The following is a 22094-nucleotide window of genomic DNA, read 5'->3' as shown; positions in this document are numbered from 1 at the left end:
TGATGCGCAGTGTCAGACGAACGGGTGCGGGACGACCATGCCGGCGGACGTCCGCTCCATGAACGCGTTCACCACGGTCTGGAAGCGCGGCGCCACGAAGAATGGAAATTCGTTGATTTGAAGGTGTAGAAAACTCGGCACGACGGCGCGGGCAACCACTACTCCGGAGGCCCACGGCGGAGTGATGTCCGCGTAGCCCCAGTCGTACCCGTGGTCATCGAGGAAGTCTCCCACGCGCGCGACCGGCGACCCGTGCCGAGCGTCCGCTCCGGCGGGCACCTCGACTTCTTCGGCGGTGAAGTAGTCGTCAATGTGCGGCAGACCGTAGTGGGCCCACCACAAAGTCCGCTGGTTGACCGACGTGGGGACCGGATCCGCCGGCGTGCCGCGCCGCATCAGCCGCCAGCCGAGGTGGAAGACGTGTACGGCTTCGAGCGCGGCCGCCCGCACCGCGTCCTCGACGCACAGACCCGCACCGGACCCGAATCCGGCTTGCGGGAGGTCTCCCCGAACACCGGAGATCGCGGCGATGGCCACGCGAACTCCCGGCACACCCGAGTCGATCAGGCCGACGCGCAAAGGCGCGTCGGTGCCCAAGACCGAGACGATGTCGCCCGCACCGTACCGTGCCGCATCCACGAGGGAGGCCGGGGTGCCTCGGTACACGGCCGAGGCGACGGCATGGCGCTCGACCACCTCGAGCAACGCCCGCCCCAGCGCCGTCTCTGCATCGGCAGCGCAGGCGGTGCCGATCGACGTCATGGGTTTGGGCCGCAGCGGGTCGGCGTCGCCGATCCGTCGGCGCGCGACGTCGTACGGCACCAGCCGCTCGCCACGAGGCGCGCGCATCGGGGTCCAGGTGGTTTCGGTGTCCTCGTCCCAGTCGAAGACCGTGAGCCGGGGGCTTTCGGCCCGCTGTTGCGGGCTGAACGTCACTCGGTCGTCAAGCCTGATCGCTGCAGGACCGAGGCCGGCCGCTCGGCCGCGAATCTGCTCGAGGGGGGTCTCGTACAGCGCGGACCGTTCGACCGCTTCACCCAGTGCCCGTACCCCGGCCGAGTGCGGATCGACGTCCCAGGCCACCCCGAGTACGTCGTCATCGGCTATGACCACCGAGCCGTACAACCCGTGGAACGGGCTGGAGAAGCGTTGGTAATCCCAGGCTTCCCGGTGGGCACTCTCGAACAGGCTCATGCTTGTCCCGCGACGGTCCGGACGGGCTTCCGCGGCCCGAAGGTGATGGTGTAGACGGGTGCTTGCCCAGGTGGTAGACCGAGCACGTCGCACAGCACCTTGTCGTTGGTTGCGGGGGTGATCAAACAGCCGGCACCGCGCGCTTCGCTCGCGAGTATCAACCACTGCGCGATCCGCCCGACCTCGACGTACAGTTCGCGCAGAGCCCGCTCGTATGGAAACCGCTGTTGTCGTTCCTGGAAGTCCGCGACCAGGACCACGGTGGCGCCGGCTGTTTCCGCCGCCTGCATCCCGCACATCAGGTCGGACATGACCCGGCGCAGTTCCGCCGGGCGGACCAGGGTCGCCACCTCGTTCTTCAGGCCGAGGCTCCACACGCCCGGCGTCAGGCCGTCGACGCCGTACACGATGGCCGTGAACCGGAGTCCGAGCCGAAATCCGCCCGTGTCGACGGTGCCGTCCAACAAGGCCGCGAAGTCGTGAAGAATGCCCGCGAAGGCCAATTGGTCGAGCCCCTTCGGGTCGTATGAACGTGCCGTACGGCGGTGAACGAGCACCTCCCCGACGGTGCGCTCGGAAGCAGGAGCGCGACCGGCCAGTTCCCCCCACCGCCAGTCCGCGGCCGTGGTGTTGGCCAGCGGTTCCTCCACCGCTTCCTCCGCCGGTTCCTCCACGGGTTCTTCGCGGATGGCCCCGACCCGGCCCTCTTCCGACCAGTCGAAGTATTCGAGGCTGGGCCGCCAGCCTCCGGCCACCCAGTCAGCACGGACGGGATCCGACAGGTGGGGTTCGCTCGGAGCCATGCTCCCGATGGCGGCCGACCCGCCGATCATCTGTTCGGCCAGGGCCGCCGGGTTCACCGTCTCGGTCAGGCGGGATTCCGAGTCTTCCAAGCGAGCCGAGCCGGATTCGGGACGGATCACCAGCATCGGGGACCACTGCTTGGTCAATTCGGCCTCTCAAGGCTCGTCAACAGGGTGGCCGACATGGGGCACTCGACGTATGGGTCCACCCCGAGGTGCGCCGCGATCTCCGGACCGTTCAGGTGTTGGACCTGCCGCACCCGCCAGCCGTTGGCACGCCCGAGGAACTCGCACGTGGTCATCAAGTGCCCGACGTCCATGTGTACGGTGCGGAACGTCCGCGGTTCGCGGTACCGGTAGCGGTTGCGTTCGAAGAACGAGCTGTAGAGAACGAGCGCCCAGGGACCGGTCGTGGCAGCCAGGCCCAAGAGGCTCAGCCAGTCCGCAGGCGGCGTCCACACGCTGTCGACCGAGTCGAGCACGCCGTCGACCGACGCCACCTGGTACACACCGTCGTGCACATCGGGCAACCCGCTGGTGATGAGGGACAACTCCGTGGGGTGCCGGCTTCCGCCGGACGGACTGGTCTTTCGAAGCAGTGGCGCGGCTTGGGCGTACGGCATGCCATCGGCGCGGATCGGCCGCGAGAGCAGGGACAGCAGGTCCAGGACGGCATCGCGGTTCAACTTCCGCCCGAGGGCCGCCCCTCCGACGACGGTGCCGAAACGGGCCTCGTTCAACTCGGCAGCCGGGTCAGGCAGAGGATGGCTGACGTCCGCATCGACGATTCGCCCTCGGGCCCGGTCGGTATCGGGTTGCTGCTGGTTGTACGCGACCATCCGGCGGAAGTCTTCCGCGCTGCTCCCATCCGATGCGTAGAACTCGAAGGGGTACCCGAAAGTGCGGGCGTGGTAGCGGGCAGCCGCCCGCCATCCGTTCGCATTCCACTGGTTGAGCGAGGCTGCGGTGTCTGCCGCCTCATTGTCGGAGCAATCGACGAGGTATGCCTCGAATATGAGCCAATCGAGGATTTTCTCGGCGGAGTCCTTTGATGATGTCCAAGTCGAAATAGTGGACGTCAACTCGTTCCGGCCGGTTTTTGCGAATGCGCTGACCAGAGCGGCCGCCGCGACCGCGGAGACCCGGTGCCCGTGCAATCGATCTTCGCGGCTCAGCAGCCAGCGCCCCGGACCTATCGGTTCGAGGCGCACGAGTGGGTGCGCCACCAACCGACATGCTGCAACTGGCGCAGCAGCGTGGTCTGTTGAGGAGGAGTGGGAGGTCAGAGCGTTACTCCGTCGGTGCAGCCACCTTGGATCAGAGCGGTCGAGAACAGGTCGACCTCTTCGAAGAGCGCGTCGATGCCCCCGGAAGTCTCCGCGGATTCGACGTGGAGAGCGGCTTCATTCGCAGATTTGGACGCCTGGACAATCTCGATCTTCATTTCTTCCATGACGACAGTCTCAGCAGGTTTCGGCGGGCTGTCAATGAGGGGCATGGGTGCTGGTAAATGAAATGATCAATATGCAGCCAAAGTGGCGTTGTTGCGAGTTTGCGTAGACGCCGGGTCAGGAAGGAAGAAAGCCCTGGTGGCGGGTTGTCGACCAAGAGCAACTGGCGCTCCGGTCCGATGGCACCCCACCGGACCCGCTGGTGCGGGCCCGGTGGGGTGGGGGATGAGCGGGTTGGCTGAGCGGGGCGCTTCAGCCGGCCTGGGCGAACTCGTTCGCGAGGCGGGGGATGTAGTCGGCGAGGGCCGGGGCCCAGCAGCCGTAGGTGTGGTCGCCCTTGCAAGTGGGCGACAGGGCCGAGCCGTTGCCGTAGTTGACGAAGCGGTTCGGGATGCCCAGTTGGTTCAGGCGGTTCGCGACGTTGGTGGAGGCGACCGCCGTCTTGCCGTCGATCAGACCCTGGTTTCCGGTGTAGAGGGTGACCCCGGTGTTGGCGAGCTTGCCCAGATTGGCGAGCGAGGCGGGGTTGACCTCGTTCCAGATCCGGTCGTTGAAGATCGCGTACGGCGAGCCGAAGATCGCGTCGCTGTCCACCACCGGTCCGTAGCCGGTGCAGTCGCCGGTACCCGAGGTGGTGGAGGCGCACCAGGCGCCGGTCACGTTGAGCTCCGTGGCCAGCACCGCGGCACGGACCTCCCACAGGCCGAAGTCGATGCCCCCGGACAGGGAGGCGACGCGCCCGAACAGGTCGGGGCGGGCCTGGGCGTAGTGCAGGGCCCCGAAGCCGCCCATGGACAGGCCGACGACCGCGCGGTGGCCGCGGTCGGGCAGGGTCCGCAGGTTGGCGTCGATGAAGGGGACCACCTGCAGGAGGTGGAAGGTCTCCCAATTGGCGGCGCCCTCGGCGGTGTTCTGCATGTGCCAGTTCGCGTACCAGCCCTTCAGGCCGCCGTCCGGTACGACGGTGATCATCCGGTCGTCCCGCAGGGCCGGGGCCGCGGCGGCGTCGTTCACGTTGCCGCCACCGCCGTGCAGGAAGTACGTCACAGGCCAGCGCTTGCCCGGCTCGGCGTAGTAGCCGCTCGGCAGGAAGACGCGCACCTTGTGCCGGCCGGAGAGCTGCGGCGTGGTGACGGTGAGGGTGAAGTCGGTCTCGGAGCGCACCTCGGTGGCTCCGGCGACCTGGGTCAGACCCTGCCCGTCGGTGAAGGCCGGGATCGTGGGGGCGTCGGCGACACCGGCGGCGTGGGCCGCGGAGCCGGTGAGGGCGGTCGCCGCGACCGTCGCCAGGGCGGCGGCGGTCAGCGCGGTGGCCCGTATGGTGGCACGGAAACCGGCCGCGCCGGTGCGTAGGGATCGCACGGTGGTTCTCCCCTTCTGTGAGGCTGGTCTTGTGGCGGGGCAGGGGCAGGGGCAGGGTCAGGACGCCGTCTCGCACAGGGCGCTGGTGAGGGTCTTGTACATCTGCGCGCCCGGGATGTTCGTGGCGAGATGGGCGTTGGTCATGACGGAGGCGTGCCGCCCGTCCTCGGTCACGAGAGTCTGCGAGTAGTAGCCGGGGACGGCTCCATCGTGTCCCCAGGCCGTGCCGCCGCAGGGCAGGGCGATCTTCAGCATCCCGAGGCCGTAGCCGTTCCCCGAGCCGGGCTGCCCGAGCTCGAAGGTCTTCTCCATCTCCGCGAGGTTCGCGGGCGAGAGCGCCGTGCCGTCGACGATGGCCTGGTAGAAGGCGGTCATGTCCTGCAGCGTGGAGATGACGGCGCCGGAGGCGTGGAAGGTGGACGGTTCGAACGCCGTCCCGTCCAACCAGAAGAAGAACGAGCCGATCCGGGTACCCCGGTAGCCGTGGATCGCCGGGCTCGGCACGGCGCGGTCCGTGGGCGCGGGGAAGCGGGTGTGGGCCAGGCCGAGCGGCTGGATCACCTGCTGCGTGACGGCTTGGTGTATCGGCAGACCGGTGATCTTCTCGATCAGCATGCCGAGGATCTCGTAGTTGGTGTTCGAGTACTGGAAGGCGGCGCCCGGCTGGGAGGCCGGGGCGAAGCGCAGCCCGTCCTTCACCAGGGCCGCGAGCGTGTACGAGCCGTCCGGGCGGGCCTGCGCGAGCGGGAGGCCGTTCACCGGTATGCCGCTGGTGTGCTGGAGGAGGTGCCGGATGGTGATCCGGTTCCCGTCGTGGCCGTTCATGGAGACCACACCGGGCAGGTGCTGCTCGATGGGGTCGTCGAGGCCGATCCCGTTGGCCTCCGCGAGCTTCAGTACGGCGACGGCGGTGAAGGTCTTCGACTGGCTCCCGACGCGGTAGTACTCGTCCGGGCCGATCGGATCGTTGGTGTTGATGGTGGCCGTGCCGGTGGAGAGGTTCCACGAGGCGTCGCGTGTTCCCGCGTACACGCCCGCCCCGGGACCGCCGCCCGCCTTCAGCTCGTTCAGGGCCGCGAGTGTGGCGGAGTGGTCCGCGGCTGCCTGGGCCGGGGTCTGCGCCTGGGTCTGCGCCTGTGCGGCCGTGGGCACCGCCAGGAGCGAACCGGCCACACCGAGGACGAGCGAGAGCCGTAACGCGGTCAGCTTCAACTTCATCGAACCTGCTCCTCGTGGAGGGAATCGTCTGCCGGAATTGACGGGAGGGGGGTGGCTTCGCCGTGCCTCACCAACGGGCTCAGGACCAGCTCTGGTAGGCAAGGTCGTTGCACGTCCAGGTGCGGAAGCCCTGGGAGCTGTCGTCGATGCAGCGCGAGGTGCTCTGGTTCTGGAAGCGGACGGTGCCGTCGGCCCAGGCCTGGACCCACCAGCTCTGCTCCGGGCTGGAGTTGCAGTTCGCGGTGTGGAAGGTGCTGTTGGTGTTCTCGATGCAGCGGCCGGTGTTGATGTTCATCAACTGGCGCGTCCCGTCACCCCAGACCTTCACGCTCCACCGCTGCGCGTTCGAGCCGTTGCAGCTCCAGGGGCGGAAGCCGTTGCCGGTGTCGTCCATGCACTGGCCCGTGGCCTGGTTCTGGAAGGACTGGACGACGTCGTACGTCCCCGCCCGGCCGGCAGAGCCGGAGGTGGCGGCCAGGGCGCCGGCCGCCTGGGTGAGGGAGGTGAGGGCAAGGGCCCCGCCGAGCAGAAGCGTTTTCGTGACGCGCATGTGATCCGTTGTCTCCTTCGTGTCCGTGGGACTGGCTGGGCCACAAGCTAGGAGTCGGGGGAGGGGACAGGGCACCCGGAACCATCCGGAGTGACAGCGGGGGCTTGCCCCGGCCCCGCCGCCCACCACCGTCAGCTGATCGCGGGGCCGGAGCCGTTGAGCCACGCCCACTGGGCCCAGTCGGTGAAGCCGGTCTGCCAGGTGTGGTAGACGCCCGCATGGCTGGTCCCGAAGACCTCCATGCGGCCGTCGGCGTTGGTGGCGGCGGTGATGTCCGTACCGCCGGTGCCGATGGTGACCCAGTCGCTGAAGGGGGCGTTGATCCCGGTCTGCCAGGCGTGGACGGCGATCTCATTGCTGATCGCGAAGACCTCCACCCGGCCGTCGGCGGTGCGCTCGCTGGTGAGCTTCGAGTTGCCCGGGCCGCCGGTTCTTACCCAGCCCGACCAGGCGGTCGGGCTTTCCTGGTATCGGTGGAAAATGGCCTCCGGTCCGGAGGCGAACACCTCGAGGCGCCCGTCGGCATTGTGGTCCACCGTCAGATCGTGGCCGCCGCCTCCGAAATGTTCCCATGCGGACCAACCACCGTTGGGGGCGAGTTGGTACTGGTGCTCGAAAACCGTGCCGTTGAGAGCGAATGCCTCAAGGCGCCCGTCGGGGGACTTTCCCATTTCCAGACGGGCGTCGACCGGACCGCCACCGGTGAATTCCCAGCCCGACCAGCCGGCGTTCGGCGCGGTCTGGTATCTGTGGTAAATGCCCTTCGGTCCGGAAGCGAAGACCTCGATACGGCCGTCGGCGTTCGTTCCGGCGGCGATGTACCGACCGCCGGTGCCGAATCCCTGCCAGCCGGACCAGTCCCCGGACGGGCCGGTCTGATAGATGTGCTCGGCCACATCGCCGTTGATCGCCAGCAACTCCAGCCGGCCGTCGGCGTTGGGCACGATCGCCATCTGCGCGTTGCGCGGACCGCCGAGCGGCCGCCAGGCCGACCAGCCGCCGTTCACCTCGGTCTGCCAGGCGTGGTACACCCCGTCTGCTCCGGCCGCGAAGGTTTCCAGCCGTCCGTCGGCCGACCGTGCCGAGACCACACGGCCCGTCTCGGCCGGGCTGACGGCGTGGTGGGAAGGAGCCTCGACAACCCTCTTGTAGCGGTACGGCTTGGCGGTGAACTGGCCGCCACTCGTGGTGTAGTTGATCGGCCGCTCATATCTGACGGACCCCGCCCCGCCCATCTCCTCCATGGTGAAGAAGCGGGTGTGCGCTTGGTTGGCCCAGCCGGCGAACAGCACGACGTGTCCCGCGTCGCCGCCGGTTCCCGGCCCGAGGGTGCCGACGGCGTCACCGGGCTTCAGATCCTCCCAGGCGATCGGGTCCAGGAACTCGGACAGGGTGACCGTACTGGGAGACGAGGGCAAGTGCAGCGCCATGGAGACGAAGCCCGAGCAGTCGGTGCGGTAGCGCCTGCCGTCCAGGTCCGGGTGGGAGTCGTCCTGGTTGTAGTAGACGTTCAGATCCACCCAGTGCTGGGCACGGACAAGGATCTCGTCGCGGGTGATCGGGCCGCCCACGTCCGACTGGATGGACCGGGCGGAGCGGAGACCGGTGCCGTTTCCGGCGGCACTGGCCCCGGATCCCGACGCGAGGACGCCGGCGCCGGCGAGGGACATCGCAGCCGAAAGTCCACCGGCGGCTCTGAGAAGCGCCCTGCGGGAGGGATGGTGTGCGCTCACAACGGGCTCCTGGTCGGTAGCGGTACGAGGCACTTACGGAAAAGGGGGACCCGCCGCGGTCGCGCCGGGTCACGGTGTGATGGCGCCGAAAACTACCGAGAGGGACACGGCCCGGGGGATCCGGAGAATTACGGATGGTCACCCGCGACCCCTCCAGCTAAGGCTCGCGACGTTCTGCCCCTCAGACCCGTTCTTCGTGTGCGGGCACCCTCGGTGATCCGGCCTTCCAGCAGGCGAGTTGCCGTCACGGCATCACGCGGGCCCTAGAGGACGCGAGCCGGTTCTGTCAGTCCGTAAGGTTCCGGATACTCCTCCCGGGCGGGGATCGCTAGCTTCCAAACCGCCGGTGCCGCTGGGGCGGCAGCCGGATACCCAGCCAGCTCGCCCACAGGAGGTCACCTTGACCACGCAGGAACCCACCCGCAGGAGCATCCTCAAGTCCGCCGGCGGGCTCACCGCCGCGGTGGCCCTGGGAGCCGGCGGCGTTCTCGCGGCGGCGTCGGCGGCCTCGGCGGTCGGCGACGGTCCCGACCTGCACATCACGGAACGCAACGAGCAGGATCACCGGATGTGGTACTACCGGTTCCAGACCTCCGCCATCGGCGGCTGGACCCCGGCCGTCAACGTGCTGCTCCCCGACGGCTACCACACCAGCGGGCGCCGCTACCCCGTCCTCTACCTGCTCCACGGCGGCCTGGAGGACTTCATCACCTTCGACCGGTTCCACGACATCCGGGGTCTGACGGCCTGGAAGGACCTCATCGTCGTGATGCCCGACGGCGGGCGCGCCGGCTGGTACTCCAACGCGGTGAGCTCCAACATCGGCGCCCGGAACTGGGAGCACTTCCACATCGGGCAGCTGATTCCGTGGATCGACGCGAACTTCCGCACCTACGCCGAGTACGACGGCCGTGCCGTCTCCGGGTTCTCCATGGGCGGCTTCGGCGCCCTGAAGTACGCGGCCAAGTACTACGGCCACTTCGCCTCGGTCAGCGCCCACTCCGGCCCGGCCAACCTGCGCGGGGGCAATGGCGACCTGGTGACCCACTGGGCCAACGCCTCCTCCGCCGCCGTGGAACTGAACGGCGGCAGCATCTACGGCGTGCCCTTCTGGGACCAGGCCCGGGTCAGCGCGGACAACCCGTGCGAGCGCATCGAGAGCTACCGGCACAAGCGGGTCTTCCTGGTCGCCGGCACCAGCCCCGAGGACATCCAGGGTTACGCCAACGAGACACTGGTGCTCGCCACCCAGCGGGAGTTCAAGTGGAACCTCGACCGCGCGGGAATCCCCTACGAGCAGCATGAGGTGGGCGGCGGCCACTACGTCCGCCGGAATCTGCTGCAGGACGACATCAACGGCATCATCGACCGCCTGCGCAAGGCGTGACGGGGAGACCTCGCATGATGTCCGTCGCTTCCCGAGGCATGTCCGGGCAGCTGCCCGGACGGGTGCTCGGGATTCTTCTCGCGCTGACCGTGATCCTTGCACCGGGGCTCGCCGTCGCCTCACCGGCCGGGGCGCAGACCGCTTCCTCCCCGGTCCCGGCCAGGGCCGCCGGCTTCGCCGCCGCCTGCCCGGCCGCCGGCGACATCACCCAGTACTACAGCTGGGAGCACAACGGCATCGACATCGCCAACGACCGCGGCACCCCGATCTACGCGGTCGGCGACGGCGAGGTGACCATCTCGGGATACGAACCCGGCTACGGGCAGTGGATCCGCATTCTGCACCCCGACGGCACCATCACCGAGTACGGCCACATGTACCAGCGGGACGTCCAGGAGGGCGACCGTGTGAGCGCCGGGCAGCAGATCGCCCTGATGGGCAGCGAGGGCCAGTCCAGCGGGCCTCATCTCCACCTTCGGGTCTGGGGGAACGCCGGCGCGTCCGTGCGTGTCGACCCGATTCCCTACCTGGCGGAACGTGGCATCAACATGCCCTGCGTACCCGGCAGTCATCCTGGTCCCGGGCCGTTGGTGTATCCGGCGGAGTCGGGTCGTGTGGTGTCGGCGCGGTCGGTGGACGGGCGTCTCGAGGTGTTCGCGGCCGGGGCTGATGGTGTGCACCATGCCTGGCAGGAGAGCGCCAACGGTGCATGGTCGGCGTGGGAGTTCATCGCGGGGCCCAAGGGGGCGGAGCTGGCGATCGGGCCGAACGCCGATGGTCGGCTCGAGGTGTTCGCGATCAACGGCCAGATCCTTCAGCACCGTTACCAGAACCAGCCGTCGGGCGGTTGGTCGGGTGGGGAGAACTTCGGTGAGGGTGGCCGTGACGTAGCTGTTGGGTCCAATGGCGATGGACGGCTCGAGGTTTTCGCTTCCGGCCCGGAAAACGTGTTCCACCGGTTCCAGACGGCCCCCAATGGTGGCTGGTCGGGCTGGGAGGGGACTGGCGTTGGCCCGGGGGAGAGCCGTATCGAGATGGCGAAGGCGCCGGACGGCCGGCTCGAGGTGTTCGCCCTGAACAGTGAGGTCTTCCGGCATCTCTACCAGGAGTCCGTGAATGGTGCTTGGTCCTCCTGGGAGGACTTCGGTATCGGTGGTCATGACCTGACCGTCGACCACAACCTTGACGGTCGGCTTGAGGTGTTCGCTTCGGGGCCGGTCGGTGTCTTCCATCGGTACCAGACCAGCCCGACGGGTTGGTCGGGCTGGGAGGAGACCGGTGGTCTTGCGAACGCGCAGTTGACGAGTCAGCGCGCTGTGGACGGCCGGGTCGAGGTGTTCGCGATCAACGGCAGTGATGCCCAGCACATGTGGCAGACCGGGGTGAACAGCCCGTACCACGCGTGGGAGTCCTTCGGTGGTGGTGGGACGGAGATCACTGCCGTGGCCAACGCCGACGGTCGGATCGAGGTCTTCGGGACCAATCCCACCGGGGTCTACCACCGCTGGCAGACCGGCTACTCCACCTGGTCCCAGTGGAGCTGGCTCAAAGACACCGCCGGACCGGCGATCAACTGAGGAGAAGGCAGATGAGAGCCACACAGCGCGCTCGAAGAGCGCCCCACCGCGTCATTCTGGCCGCGTTCGCCTTCCTGTGCGTGGCGGCGGGAATCATGGCCGGCGTCGCACAGCCGGCCTCCGCCGCCGCCGGGAGTGACCTGTGTGCGGAGGTCGGGTACAACGCGGGCTTCCGGGGCGAGGGCCTCGTAACCGCCGTCGCCGTCGCCCTGGCGGAGTCCAGCTGCAATCCGCAGGCGTACAACGTCACGAACAACAAGCCCCCGTCCACCGACCGTGGTCTGTGGCAGATCAACGACTACTGGCACGCCGAAGTCAGCGATGCCTGTGCCTACGACGCGCAGTGCAATGCGAACGAGACCTTCCGGATATCCTCCGGGGGCACGGACTGGAACCCTTGGTCCACCTACAACCAGAACCACCATCTGCGGCACATGGACACGGCGCGCGCCGCGGTGGACCGTCTTGGCCACCCCGGGCCTGGTCCTGGGCCGTTGGTGTATCCGGCGGAGTCGGGTCGTGTGGTGTCGGCGCGGTCGGTGGACGGGCGTCTCGAGGTGTTCGCGGCCGGGGCTGATGGTGTGCACCATGCCTGGCAGGAGAACATCAACGGCGCATGGTCGGCGTGGGAGTTCATCGCGGGGCCCAAGGGGGCGGAGCTGGCGATCGGGCCGAACGCCGATGGTCGGCTCGAGGTGTTCGCGATCAACGGCCAGATCCTTCAGCACCGTTACCAGAACCAGCCTTCCGGCGGTTGGTCGGGCTGGGAGAACTTCGGCGAGGGTGGCAGTGACATCGCCGTGGGCTCCAATGGCGATGGACGGCTCGAGGTCTTCGCCTCCGGTCCGCAGAACGTGTTCCACCGGTTCCAGACCGCGCCCAACGGGGGCTGGTCGGGCTGGGAGGGGACTGGCGACGGTCCGGGGGCGAGCCGTATCGAGCTGGCGAAGGCGGCGGATGGCCGGCTCGAGGTGTTCGCCCTCAACGGTGAGGTCTTCCGGCACCTCTACCAGACGTCCGTGAACGGTGGTTGGTCCCCCTGGGAGGACTTCGGTATCGGTGGTCATGACCTGACCGTCGACCACAACCTTGACGGTCGGCTCGAGGTGTTCGCTTCCGGGCCGGTCGGTGTCTTCCACCGGTACCAGACCGGTCCCACGAGTTGGTCGGGCTGGGAGGAGACCGGTGGACTTGCGAACGCGCAGTTGACGAGTCAGCGCACGGTGGACGGCCGGGTCGAGGTGTTCGCGATCAACGGAAGCGATGCCCAGCACATGTGGCAGACCGGGGTGAACAGCCCGTACCACGCGTGGGAGTCCTTCGGTGGTGGTGGCACGGAGATCACTGCCGTGGCCAACGCCGACGGTCGGATCGAGGTCTTCGGGACCAATCCCACCGGGGTCTACCACCGCTGGCAGACCGGCCACTCCGACTGGTCCCAGTGGGGCTGGCTCAAGGACACCGCCGGACCCGCGATCAACTGACGGCAAACGTTCCTCTGGAGCCTTCTCGTGCATCCGTTCAGCAGGCGCCACCTGCTGCGCGCGGCCGGAGCGGGAGCCCTCGTGCTCCCGCTCTCGGGCCGTGCGGCAGCAGCGACCTCCGTTCCGGCTACGGCGCCCCAGTGGGTGGGCGCCGGTTCCTTCACCCACGTCTACGACCCCTCCACGCCAGGCCGGCGCCGCTACCTCAACGACCACACCCTGATCCGGGCGAACGGCCGGTGGCACCTGTTCAGCATCGTCGGTAACAGCGCGGCGCCCGGCGAGGCACCGGACAGTGCCGCGGAGGTCTCCTTCGCGCACGCCTCGGCGCCCGCCCCGTACGGCCCCTGGACCACCCACCCCGACGCGCTGACCGTCGACACGGGCTACCACGGCGAGAAGCACCTGTGGGCCCCGCACGTCATCGAGGCCGGCGGCAGGTTCTGGATGTTCTACGCGGGCGGCGGCGCGAGCGGCGCCGCGATCAGCCTCGCCACGTCGGACGACCTGTTCACCTGGACGCGCGAGCCGTCCGGGCCGCTGTTCCGCGGGATCGCGGCCCGCGACCCGATGGTGCTGCGGGCCGGCGGCGAGTGGGTCATGTACTACACGGAACTCTCCGGCCCGGGCGGCCGGCACGTCGTGGCCCACAGGCGCTCCGCCGACCTGGTGCACTGGAGCGAGCCGGGCGTCGCGTTCGCCGACGCGACCACGGACGCGACCGTCTCGGTCACCGAGTCGCCGTACGTCGTCGAACGGGACGGCTGGTACTACCTGTTCATCGGCCCGAGGGGCGGCTACGAGGGTACGGACGTGCTGGCGTCCCGGGATCCCTTCCACTTCGACCTCGCCGGGTACGCGGGCCACGTGGCCGGTCACGCCGTGGAGGTGATCGCCGACGGGGACGCCTGGTACGCCGGCGCCGCGGGCTGGTTCCGCCACGGGCTGCACGTGGCGCCCCTCCAGTGGCGGGACACGCCACCGCCGTGGCAGAGCGCGGACAACCCGGTGGCCGGGCTCGATGCCGCCGGCCGCCTCACGGTGTTCGCGCTCGACGCCTCGGACCGCTCGATGCTCCGGCGCGTCCAGCTAGACCCGGACACCGACACCTGGTCTCCGTGGGAGACGTTCGGCGGGCCGGCCGGTGCGGTGCCCACGCTCGGCCGCAACGCCGGCGGCGCGCTCGAGGTGTTCTCGCTCGCCCCGGAGGGAGCCAAGCTGCACCACCGGGCCCAGCGGCCGGACGGCGGCTGGTACGACTGGGAGGAGTTCGGCGGGCCGGCCGGCGCCGCCCCCGCCGTCGCCCGCGACGCCGACGGCAGGCTGGAGGCGTTCGCCCTGAGCCCCGGCGGGGCGTCCGTCGCCCGGCGGCGGCAAGCGGCACCGGGATCCCGGGCCTGGGACCCGTGGGAGGCGGGCTTCGGCGGCGCCACGGGCGCGCCACCGGTGGTCGCGGCCAACGCCGACGGCCGGCTCGAGGTCTTCGCCCTCGCTCCCGGCGGCGCCGGGATCTTCCACCGGTGGCAGGAGACCCCGGGCGGTGCCTGGACCCCCGCGTGGCAGCGTTTCGGCACCGCGTCCGGCGCCGCGCCGCGGGTGGCCCGGGACGGCAGCGGCCGGCTCACCGTCGCCGCGATCGGACCGTCGGGCGTGGGAACCTTCAGCCGGCGGCAGTCCGTTCCGAACGGAGGCTGGGACGCATGGCTGCCCATGTTCGGCTGGAGCGCCGCCGCCCCGGCGTTCGCCGCCAACGCCGACGGCCGCCTCGAGGCGTTCTCGCTCACGCCCGGTGGCGCCCGGCTCGGCCACCGCTGGCAGACCACCCCCGGTGGAAGCTGGGATTCCGGCGGGGAGTTCGGGGAGCCCGGTATCAGGCTCGCCGCCACGCCCGCCGTCGCGTCCGATCCCACCGGGCGCACGCACGTCTTCGCCGTCACCACCGAAGGCAGGATGCGCACCCGCGTCCAGGATCGGCCGAGCGGCGGGTGGCGGCCGTGGACGGCTTTCGGCGACCGGACGGTCGCACCCGTCGTATCGGGCCGTCCCGCACTCTGAACGCGGAGTGCGGATCGCGCCAAGTGAAAGGGACGAAACGGCGGTTCCGCGGGGCCGTGATCCCCCGGGCACGGTGACCTTCCCCACCCCGGCAGGTCTCGTACGCGACGTCCGCGACCGGGGGCGCCAGGGGCCGATCCCGCACGGCCGCCCGCGGTCGCGGTATGCCGCGCTCGCTCGCCGCGGCACGACAACTTCCCCCGAACCGCTCGCCAGAGAGTCGAAAACGACCCCAAACCGCCATCGCCGCAAGAGGGCCGGAGTGACCGGGGACACAGGGATAGCCGCCCGCGAGGAGAGGGCCGGCGAGCCTCCCGGCAAGGGGCTCGGCGAGCCTCCCGGGGCAGCTGTTGCGGGCTGTCCGACCCGACGGGTGGTCCCGGCCGAAGTGGCTGAACTGCGCCGATGAACTCCCTTGAGAGATGAGTATTGTTCCACTCGTCGGTCCGGCACGACGCGTGGAACGGGGGGAGCGGTGAGCGGGGTAGTCGTCCATCTGCCGCAGGGGTGCAGTGGCGCCGACGGCGGCGAACCGTACGGCGATGCGGTGACGTTACGGCTCGGACCGGGCGAAGTGGCCCGCTTCGGACGCGGATCCGCGAAGATCCCCGTGGAGCTCCGCCTCGCCGACGCGGCGATCTCCCGGCTCGCCGGGGAGATCCGCGTGACCGACGACCACTGGCAGTTGACGAACCACAGCACCACCCACAGCTACCTCGTGGAGAACCCGGAAGGCGCCGGTGAGTACCTGCGGGTCCCGCCCCGCCGGGTCGGGGCACCCGTCCCGTTCGAGTTCTCGCGCGTCGTGCTGCCCACCCGCAGCGACGTCCCCGTCTCCTTCCAGGTGTTCGCTCCCGATCACGTCTACCTGGACCCGGAGGCCATGGGCGCCCCCTGGGGCCGCCTCACGATCACCGCCTACTCGCTGGACGAGACGGCCACCTACTTCCTCGTCCTCCTCGCGCTCTGCGAACCGCGCCTGCGCGACCAGTCCCGCGTCGCGGTACCCACCACGCCCCAGATCGTCGAACGGCTCAGGGGTCACGTCGCCTGCGCCACCCTGACCGCGCGAGCGGTCAGCTCGCACATCGACTACCTCGCCGAGGAGAAGCTGCGCCTCGGCGCCTCGGACCCGCGCGAACCGGGCAAGGGCGACCGCCGCAACGGCAAGCGGGAGGAGATCGTCGGGCTCGCCCTGCGGTTCGGGCTCGTGCGCGAGGAGCACCTGACGCTGCTGCCACCGCTTACGGGAGCCGGCGGGCGGGAGCGGCAGGCCGCGCGATGACGACGCCCCACACCCTGCGCGACATCACGGAATGCGACGGAACGGACCTGCTCCCGCCCGGCCACCGGGTGCGGGGCTGGACGATCACCGACCTGATCGGGGCCGGAGGCTGGTCCACGGTCTACGCCGCACGGCCCGCCGACAGCTATCCGGACCGGACCGGCCGGGCTCCTGCGCACCCCTCCGCGGCACCCGCCGACATCGCTCTCAAAATCATGCCGACCGCCGGGTACGCCCCGCGCCAGACGCGCAGGATCGTGGAGTCCGCCCGCCGGGAGGTCGAACTGGGACGCAGGGCCGGGCACGCCCGGCTGATCCGCCTCCTGGACTCCTTCGTCCTCGAGGCACCGGACCGCCCCGCCCTGGACGGCGCGATCGTGCTGGTCATGGAGCGGGCCGCGGGCAGCCTGCGGGAACTCCTCGACGCCGGGGTGGCCGAGGCCGACCGCGCCCGGCTGATCGCGGGGATCTGCGAGGGACTCGCCCACCTCCACCGGTCGGGTTGGGTCCACGCCGACCTCAAGCCGGAGAACGTCCTGCTGGACGGCAGCCGTTGTGTGAAGCTCTCGGACTTCGGGCTCGCCACCCAGATGACGGGAACGTACGGGTACGCGCCCCCCATGGGCACCTTGGACTACCTTCCGCCCGAGCGCTGGCGGGCGCCCCTCGGGGAGCTGGGCGTGAAGGTCCGGCCGAGTGCCGACATCTGGGCCCTGGGCATCATCATCCACGAGGTGTTCGGCTCCGGCGCCTCCCCGTTCTCCGGCGCCACGCCCATGGCGCGCGGCGCCGCCGTCCAGGAGTACGGCGAAGGGCGCGCGCCGCTGCGCATGGACCAGGCCGTGCCGCCGTTCTGGCGCGAGCTCGCCGCCGACTGCCTCGCCCCGACCCACGCGGCGCGTGCCCCGCACACCGCCGAGAGCCTGCTCGCCCGCATCACCGCCGCACAGGAGACGCGCGGGAGGGGCGCGGGACGGCTGTGGGGCCGGGCCCGCGCCGCGATCCTCACCACCGCGCTCTGCGGGCTCGCCGGTACGACCCTGTGGTCGGACGCGGCACGGTCGAGCTCCTCCGCACAGGACGGCCCGGAGGGCGCGGCGGCCGGCACGATCCGGGTGTTCAACGCGGAGAAGGGCTGCCAGGAGCGGTCCGACCGGGACCCGCAGTGCAGTCTGGGCCTGGCGATCGACCCGATGCGCCCGTACGCCGCGGACAACGTCGTACCGACCCGGGTGTGGCACGGCGACGTCCTCGCCGTCGACTGCCAGTTGCCCGAAGGCCGGGCCATCATCGACGAGGCGGACCTGCAGTCCACCCGCTGGTACCACGTCCGCCTCCCACCCGGCTCCACACCCCCCACGGCGTGGCTCCCCGCCGTCCGCACGAAGGACCGCCCGACGCTGCAGGGGTGCCCGCACCCCGCAACCGGGAGCTGACGCTCCCGGCCGGTACCGTCACGCAAGCCTCCGCTTTCTCCTCCAGGGCCCGCGATTCAGCCGCTTGTGCAGTTCGACGACGTCGTCCCGCGGGTACGTGACGTCCCTCAGGAGGGTGCCCAGGCGCCGTCGGAGCCGGCCGAAGGAGGCGCCGGTGCGGATCGGCATCAGTGGGCGTACTCAGGTTCGCGGTAGCGGCCGGGTGAGTCCACAGCCGTGGTCCCCGTACGCGCAGCACACGGGCACCCCCACCAAGCTGGCCGCCGACATGGTCTACGGCGAAAGACAACGCCCCGTGAGGCCCGGCCCGGATTCTCACAGGAGATCGAGAGGTGGCTCCCATGTGATCCCCATGCCGCCCTTCTAGCTTCGGCCTCATGGCATTGCACAGATCCCCTTCGCGAACGCGCAGTCGGCTCGCGGCGTTCGCAACCCTGGCCGCGCTGGCCGGCGGAGTCACCTTCGCGCATGCGCGCTCGGAGCCCCGGGACGGCACGTTGGCCACGGCGGTCTCGACCGCGGCCACTCCGGCGCCGACCGCATCACCCACTGCATCTGTGCAGGTGAGAGTCGAGACGGCCGTCCGTGAGGTGTTGGCGGGCGCGGAGGGGAACGCCGCCGTCGCGGTCCTGGACCTGTCCACCGGTGAGAGCGTCCGGGTCGGTGTCGAACGTGATTTCGTCACCGCCAGCATCGTCAAGGTGGACATTCTTGCCGCCTTGCTCCTGCAAGCATCGGACGCCGGCCGCTTGCTGACCGCCCAGGAGCAGCGCTGGGCCACCGTGATGATCGAGAACAGTGACAACGCGGCGGCAAGCGCACTGTGGGATGCCATCGGTGGCACGGAGGGGATGGCCAAGGCCAATCTGCGGCTCGGCCTCACCGAGACCACGCCGGGCCACGGCGCGTACTGGGGATTGACGCAGACCACGGCCGCCGATCAACTTCGTCTGCTCCAAGCAGTGTTCGGCGAGGAGTCGGCACTCTCCGCCGATGCCCGGGCGTACCTGCGCGGACTCATGGGCTCGGTCGCCCCCGACCAGAACTGGGGGATATCGGCGGGCCTGGACGAGTCCGAATCCGTGTACCTGAAGAACGGCTGGCTGGCGCGCAGCGAGACCGGCCTGTGGGTGGTCAACAGCATCGGCCGGGTGGAGGTGGACGGCCGTACCCTGCTGCTCGCCGTGCTCTGCGACGGCCAGGCCTCGCAGAAGGCCGGCATCTCGCTGGTCGAAGACCTCGCCGAGCTGACGCGGGTTGCCGTCACCGACGGGTAGCCGGCCGTACGCCGAACGGCCAAGCCGTCCCCTCTGCGACAAGCAGGCCAAGCGGGTGCCGCGCGGATGCCGCGGGTGTCCGGAGGGTCCGCATGCCACGGCAGGAGGGAAGGCAACCGGCCCGGTTCCGGTGTCGTGCGTCCGACGGGACGGGCCCGGGCGGGACGAGGCCGAAGCCGGGCCGGCCGTGGCGGACAGCGGAGCGTGGTGACAAGTGACTCGTGCGTACTGCACACCCCGTCGGTGACAACGGTGACTGTCGCCGCATCCGCCGGGCGTGACACGGTCGGGACTGCAACCGACCGAGGGAGCAGGTGTGAACAAGGGGTACGCCGCCTTCTGCGACGCCGACCGGTGGTTCTACGACGCGCCGTACCGGCGGGCCGGTGAGGACTACCCGACCGCACTCGCCCCCGTCCCGCCGGGATGGCGCTCCCACCGGAGCGGCGACTGGCTCGCGCTGCGTCCCGAAGACGCCGAACTGCCCTCACAGGGCTGGAAGATCCACGTCTCGGCCACGCTGGACAACGCCGAATCGCTGCTGACGACGGTGTACGAGTACTGCACCGCCCGACGCATCGCCTTCAAGTTCGTCCCGAGCCGGTACCTGCTACACCTGCGCAACGCCAAGTACGCCGACCGCGCGGCGAGCGGGAAGTTCATCACCGTCTACCCGGCCGACGAACAGCAGTGCCGGCGGATCGCGGAGGACCTCGACGCCGCCCTGGCCGGCGCGGCCGGCCCGTACGTCCTCAGCGACCTGCGCTGGGGCGCCGGACCGGTCCACCTCCGCTACGGCAGCTTCACCCTGCGGCACTGCTACGACGAGCGCGGCGAACTGGTCCCGGCGATCGAGGCCCCCGACGGGCGGCTCGTACCGGACCGCCGGGGACCGGTCTTCCAGCCGCCCGAGTGGCTCGAACTGCCCGGGTTCCTGAAGCCGCACCTCGAAGCGCGCTCCGCGCTCACCTTGGCCGGCCTCCCCTTCACGGTGGAGAGGGCGCTGCACTTCTCCAACGGCGGGGGCGTCTACGTGGCCAAGGACACCCGTTCCGGCGAGTCGGTCGTCCTGAAGGAGGCGCGGCCGTACGCGGGCCTCGCCGCGGACGGAGCCGACGCCGTGACCCGGCTGCACCGCGAGCACGACGCGCTGGACAGGCTGACGGGGCTGGACTGCGTCCCCGCGGTGCGCGGCAAATTCACGGTCGGCGACCACCACTTCCTGGTGCTGGAACACCTCGCGGGCCAACCGCTCAACACCTACTTCGCCCGCCGCCACCCGCTGATCGAAGCGGACCCGGACCCGGCGGAGCTCGCCTCGTACACCGAGTGGGCCCTCACCATCCACCGGAAGGTCACCGAGGCCCTCGACGCCGTGCACGCCCGCGGCGTGGTCTTCAACGACCTCCACCTGTTCAACATCATGGTGGCCGACGACGAGACCGGCGACCCCTCCGTCTCGCTGCTGGACTTCGAAGCCGCCGCCCACGTCGACGAGGGGCTGCGGCAGACCGTCGCCAACCCCGCCTTCGTCGCCCCGGCCGATCGGCGCGGCTTCTCCGGCGACCGCTACGCCCTCGCCTGCCTGCGGCTCGCCCTCTTCCTCCCGTTGACCAGCCTGCTCGTCCTCGACCGGGCCAAGGCCGCCCACCTGGCCGCGGTCATCGCCGAACAGTTCCCCGTACCGCGGCAGTTCCTCGACGAAGCCGTCGAGGAGATCACGGCCGGAGTCCCGCAGCGCGCACCGGCCGGCCACCCGCCCGCACCGTACCTGCCCGTCGAACCGCAGGACTGGCCCGCCGCCCGTACGTCGATGACCGCCGCGCTGCACGCGAGCGCCACCCCGGAGCGCGAGGACCGGTTCGTCCCGGGCGACATCGCCCAGTTCGCGACCGCCGGTGGAGGAATCGGCTTCGGCTACGGGATCGCCGGAGTGCTCCACGCCCTCGCCGAGACCGGCGCCGGGCCCTGGCCCGAGGCGGAGCAATGGCTGCTCGCCCGGACCGGGCAACCGCTGTCCGGCACCCCGCTCGGCTTCTACGACGGCCTGGCCGGCACGGCCTGGACCCTGCACCGGCTCGGACACCCGGGCCGGGCCCTCGACCTCGCCGAACAGCTGCTCCACCAGCCCTGGGAGAGCTCCGGCCCCGACCTGCACGGCGGACTCGCCGGCATCGGCCTGGCCCTGGACGCGCTCGGCACCGCCGGCGGCGAGGGCGAGCTGCACACGGCGGCCCTGCGCTGCGCCGAGCTGCTCGCCCGCCCCGAGCGCCGCCCCGCCCGCGCGGGACTGCTGTACGGCCACTCCGGCCCCGCCCTGCTCTTCCTGCGGCTCTACGAACGCACCGGCGACAAGGAGCTCCTGACCCAGGCCGCCCGGGCGCTCCACCGTGACCTCGACCGCTGCGTCACCAGTGCGTTCGGCACCCTCCAAGTGAACGAGGGCTGGCGCACGATGCCGTACCTCGGCGAGGGCAGCGTCGGCATCGGCATGGTGATCGACGACTGGCTGGAGCACGGCCCGGACGAGCGCTTCGAACAGGCTCGGCGCGAGATCGTACGGGCGGCGCAGGCGACCTTCTACGCCCAGCCCGGGCTGATGCGCGGCGCCGCCGGAATGATCCTCCACCTGGCCCGGACCACGACGCCGGGCCCGGGCACCGGCCCCGAGGCCGTAGCCCGCCAGATCGACGCACTGGCTCGGCACGCCGTGCCGTACCAGGGGCATCTGGCCTTCCCCGGCGAGCAGATGATGCGGCTGTCCATGGACCTCTCCACGGGCACGGCCGGCGCTCTCCTCGCCCTCGGCAGCGCAGCGCCCGGCGGGCGCGCGCACCTGCCGTTCCTCCCGCCGCTGCGCGAGCGCGCGGCGGCCCCAGAGCCGGCCCCGACCGGGGCCGTGACCCATGGCACCACTCGACAGAAGAAGAGGACCTGACATGACGCTTCTTGACCTGCAGTCGATGGAGACCCCGAAGGAAGAGGCCACCGAGCTGACCGGCGGCGGTGGCGGCGGCAGCCGGGCCAGCCTGCTGCTCTGCGGCGACAGCAGCCTGAGCATCACGACCTGTAACTAACAGGTCACCTCGGGCCCGGGCGGTTCGCCGCCCGGGCCCGCACCACACCCCTGGAGGCATCCGCCGATGAGAGCCCCCGACACGGCGGCCGACACCGCGCAGCCGCAGGACGTTGCCGACGTCGCCCGCGCCGCCGACCGGGCGCTACGGGCAGCGGCCCGGCACAGTGGCGGGCGCACCGCCGCCGTCCTCGGCTGCGAGGTGG

The 22094-nt window shown here is 70.4% G+C and carries 17 protein-coding genes; 9 read left to right on the top strand and 8 right to left on the bottom strand.

Annotation, left to right across the window (positions count from 1 at the left end; translation table 11 throughout):
- Positions 1-12 precede the first annotated feature (12 nt).
- The 8 genes from ACFVX6_RS06420 to ACFVX6_RS06385 all read right to left on the bottom strand — a co-directional run bounded on the left by ACFVX6_RS06420 (position 13) and on the right by ACFVX6_RS06385 (position 8248).
- On the bottom strand, positions 13-1194 hold the full coding sequence (locus ACFVX6_RS06420; RefSeq protein WP_389688529.1) for a YcaO-like family protein: 1182 nt from the start codon (positions 1192-1194) through the stop codon (positions 13-15).
- Positions 1191-2144: a nitroreductase family protein gene (locus tag ACFVX6_RS06415; RefSeq protein ID WP_389688527.1), complete on the bottom strand. Its 954-nt coding sequence runs from the start codon at positions 2142-2144 to the stop codon at positions 1191-1193. Before ACFVX6_RS06415 ends, ACFVX6_RS06420 begins: the two co-directional genes overlap by 4 nt.
- The gene (locus tag ACFVX6_RS06410) at positions 2141-3223 is read right to left on the bottom strand and encodes a hypothetical protein (protein WP_389688525.1); all 1083 of its coding nucleotides are present in this window, start codon (positions 3221-3223) and stop codon (positions 2141-2143) included. The genes ACFVX6_RS06415 and ACFVX6_RS06410 overlap by 4 nt, the downstream gene beginning before the upstream one ends.
- A 56-nt stretch (positions 3224-3279) precedes the next feature.
- Positions 3280-3450, bottom strand: coding sequence for a hypothetical protein (locus ACFVX6_RS06405; RefSeq protein WP_389688523.1), 171 nt, complete (start codon positions 3448-3450; stop codon positions 3280-3282).
- Between the two features lie 250 nt (positions 3451-3700).
- The gene (locus ACFVX6_RS06400) at positions 3701-4810 is read right to left on the bottom strand and encodes an alpha/beta hydrolase (protein WP_389688521.1); all 1110 of its coding nucleotides are present in this window, start codon (positions 4808-4810) and stop codon (positions 3701-3703) included.
- Between the two features lie 57 nt (positions 4811-4867).
- A complete protein-coding gene (locus ACFVX6_RS06395; protein ID WP_389688519.1) occupies positions 4868-6028 on the bottom strand; it encodes a serine hydrolase domain-containing protein in 1161 nt (386 codons plus the stop codon).
- A 79-nt stretch (positions 6029-6107) separates the two neighbouring features.
- Positions 6108-6578: an RICIN domain-containing protein gene (locus tag ACFVX6_RS06390; protein ID WP_389688517.1), complete on the bottom strand. Its 471-nt coding sequence runs from the start codon at positions 6576-6578 to the stop codon at positions 6108-6110.
- A 131-nt stretch (positions 6579-6709) separates the two neighbouring features.
- Positions 6710-8248: a hypothetical protein gene (locus ACFVX6_RS06385; RefSeq protein WP_389688515.1), complete on the bottom strand. Its 1539-nt coding sequence runs from the start codon at positions 8246-8248 to the stop codon at positions 6710-6712.
- 463 nt (positions 8249-8711) lie between these two features.
- Here ACFVX6_RS06385 and ACFVX6_RS06380 point away from each other — a divergent pair, with 463 nt between their 5' ends.
- From ACFVX6_RS06380 to ACFVX6_RS06340, 9 genes are all read left to right on the top strand, one after another.
- Positions 8712-9698, top strand: coding sequence for an alpha/beta hydrolase (locus ACFVX6_RS06380; RefSeq protein WP_389688513.1), 987 nt, complete (start codon positions 8712-8714; stop codon positions 9696-9698).
- Between the two features lie 38 nt (positions 9699-9736).
- Positions 9737-11275: a peptidoglycan DD-metalloendopeptidase family protein gene (locus ACFVX6_RS06375; RefSeq protein WP_389688511.1), complete on the top strand. Its 1539-nt coding sequence runs from the start codon at positions 9737-9739 to the stop codon at positions 11273-11275.
- Between the two features lie 11 nt (positions 11276-11286).
- Positions 11287-12759 carry a hypothetical protein gene (locus ACFVX6_RS06370; RefSeq protein WP_389688509.1) on the top strand — a complete coding sequence of 491 codons (1473 nt, stop codon included), beginning with the start codon at positions 11287-11289 and terminating at the stop codon, positions 12757-12759.
- A gap of 27 nt (positions 12760-12786) precedes the next feature.
- Entirely contained in the window at positions 12787-14814 is a 2028-nt protein-coding gene (locus tag ACFVX6_RS06365; RefSeq protein ID WP_389688507.1) for a family 43 glycosylhydrolase, read from the top strand.
- A 475-nt stretch (positions 14815-15289) separates the two neighbouring features.
- Positions 15290-16099, top strand: a complete 810-nt coding sequence (locus ACFVX6_RS06360) for a serine/threonine protein kinase (RefSeq protein WP_389688505.1) — start codon at positions 15290-15292, stop codon at positions 16097-16099.
- The gene (locus ACFVX6_RS06355; RefSeq protein WP_389688503.1) at positions 16096-17535 is read left to right on the top strand and encodes a serine/threonine-protein kinase; all 1440 of its coding nucleotides are present in this window, start codon (positions 16096-16098) and stop codon (positions 17533-17535) included. The genes ACFVX6_RS06360 and ACFVX6_RS06355 overlap by 4 nt, the downstream gene beginning before the upstream one ends.
- A gap of 563 nt (positions 17536-18098) precedes the next feature.
- Entirely contained in the window at positions 18099-18812 is a 714-nt protein-coding gene (locus ACFVX6_RS06350; RefSeq protein ID WP_389688501.1) for a serine hydrolase, read from the top strand.
- A gap of 316 nt (positions 18813-19128) precedes the next feature.
- Positions 19129-21750, top strand: a complete 2622-nt coding sequence (gene lanKC, locus ACFVX6_RS06345) for a class III lanthionine synthetase LanKC (protein ID WP_389688499.1) — start codon at positions 19129-19131, stop codon at positions 21748-21750.
- Position 21751: 1 nt separating this feature from the next.
- On the top strand, positions 21752-21889 hold the full coding sequence (locus ACFVX6_RS06340; protein ID WP_389688497.1) for a SapB/AmfS family lanthipeptide: 138 nt from the start codon (positions 21752-21754) through the stop codon (positions 21887-21889).
- The last annotated feature ends 205 nt before the right edge of the window (positions 21890-22094 follow it).

The organism is Streptomyces sp. NPDC058289 (genome assembly GCF_042880975.1).
In the GTDB taxonomy this organism is placed as follows: Bacteria; Actinomycetota; Actinomycetes; order Streptomycetales; family Streptomycetaceae; genus Streptomyces; species Streptomyces stoeckheimensis.
The sequence above is the reverse complement of the archived record's forward strand: the minus strand, read 5'-3'. Positions and strand labels throughout refer to the sequence as shown.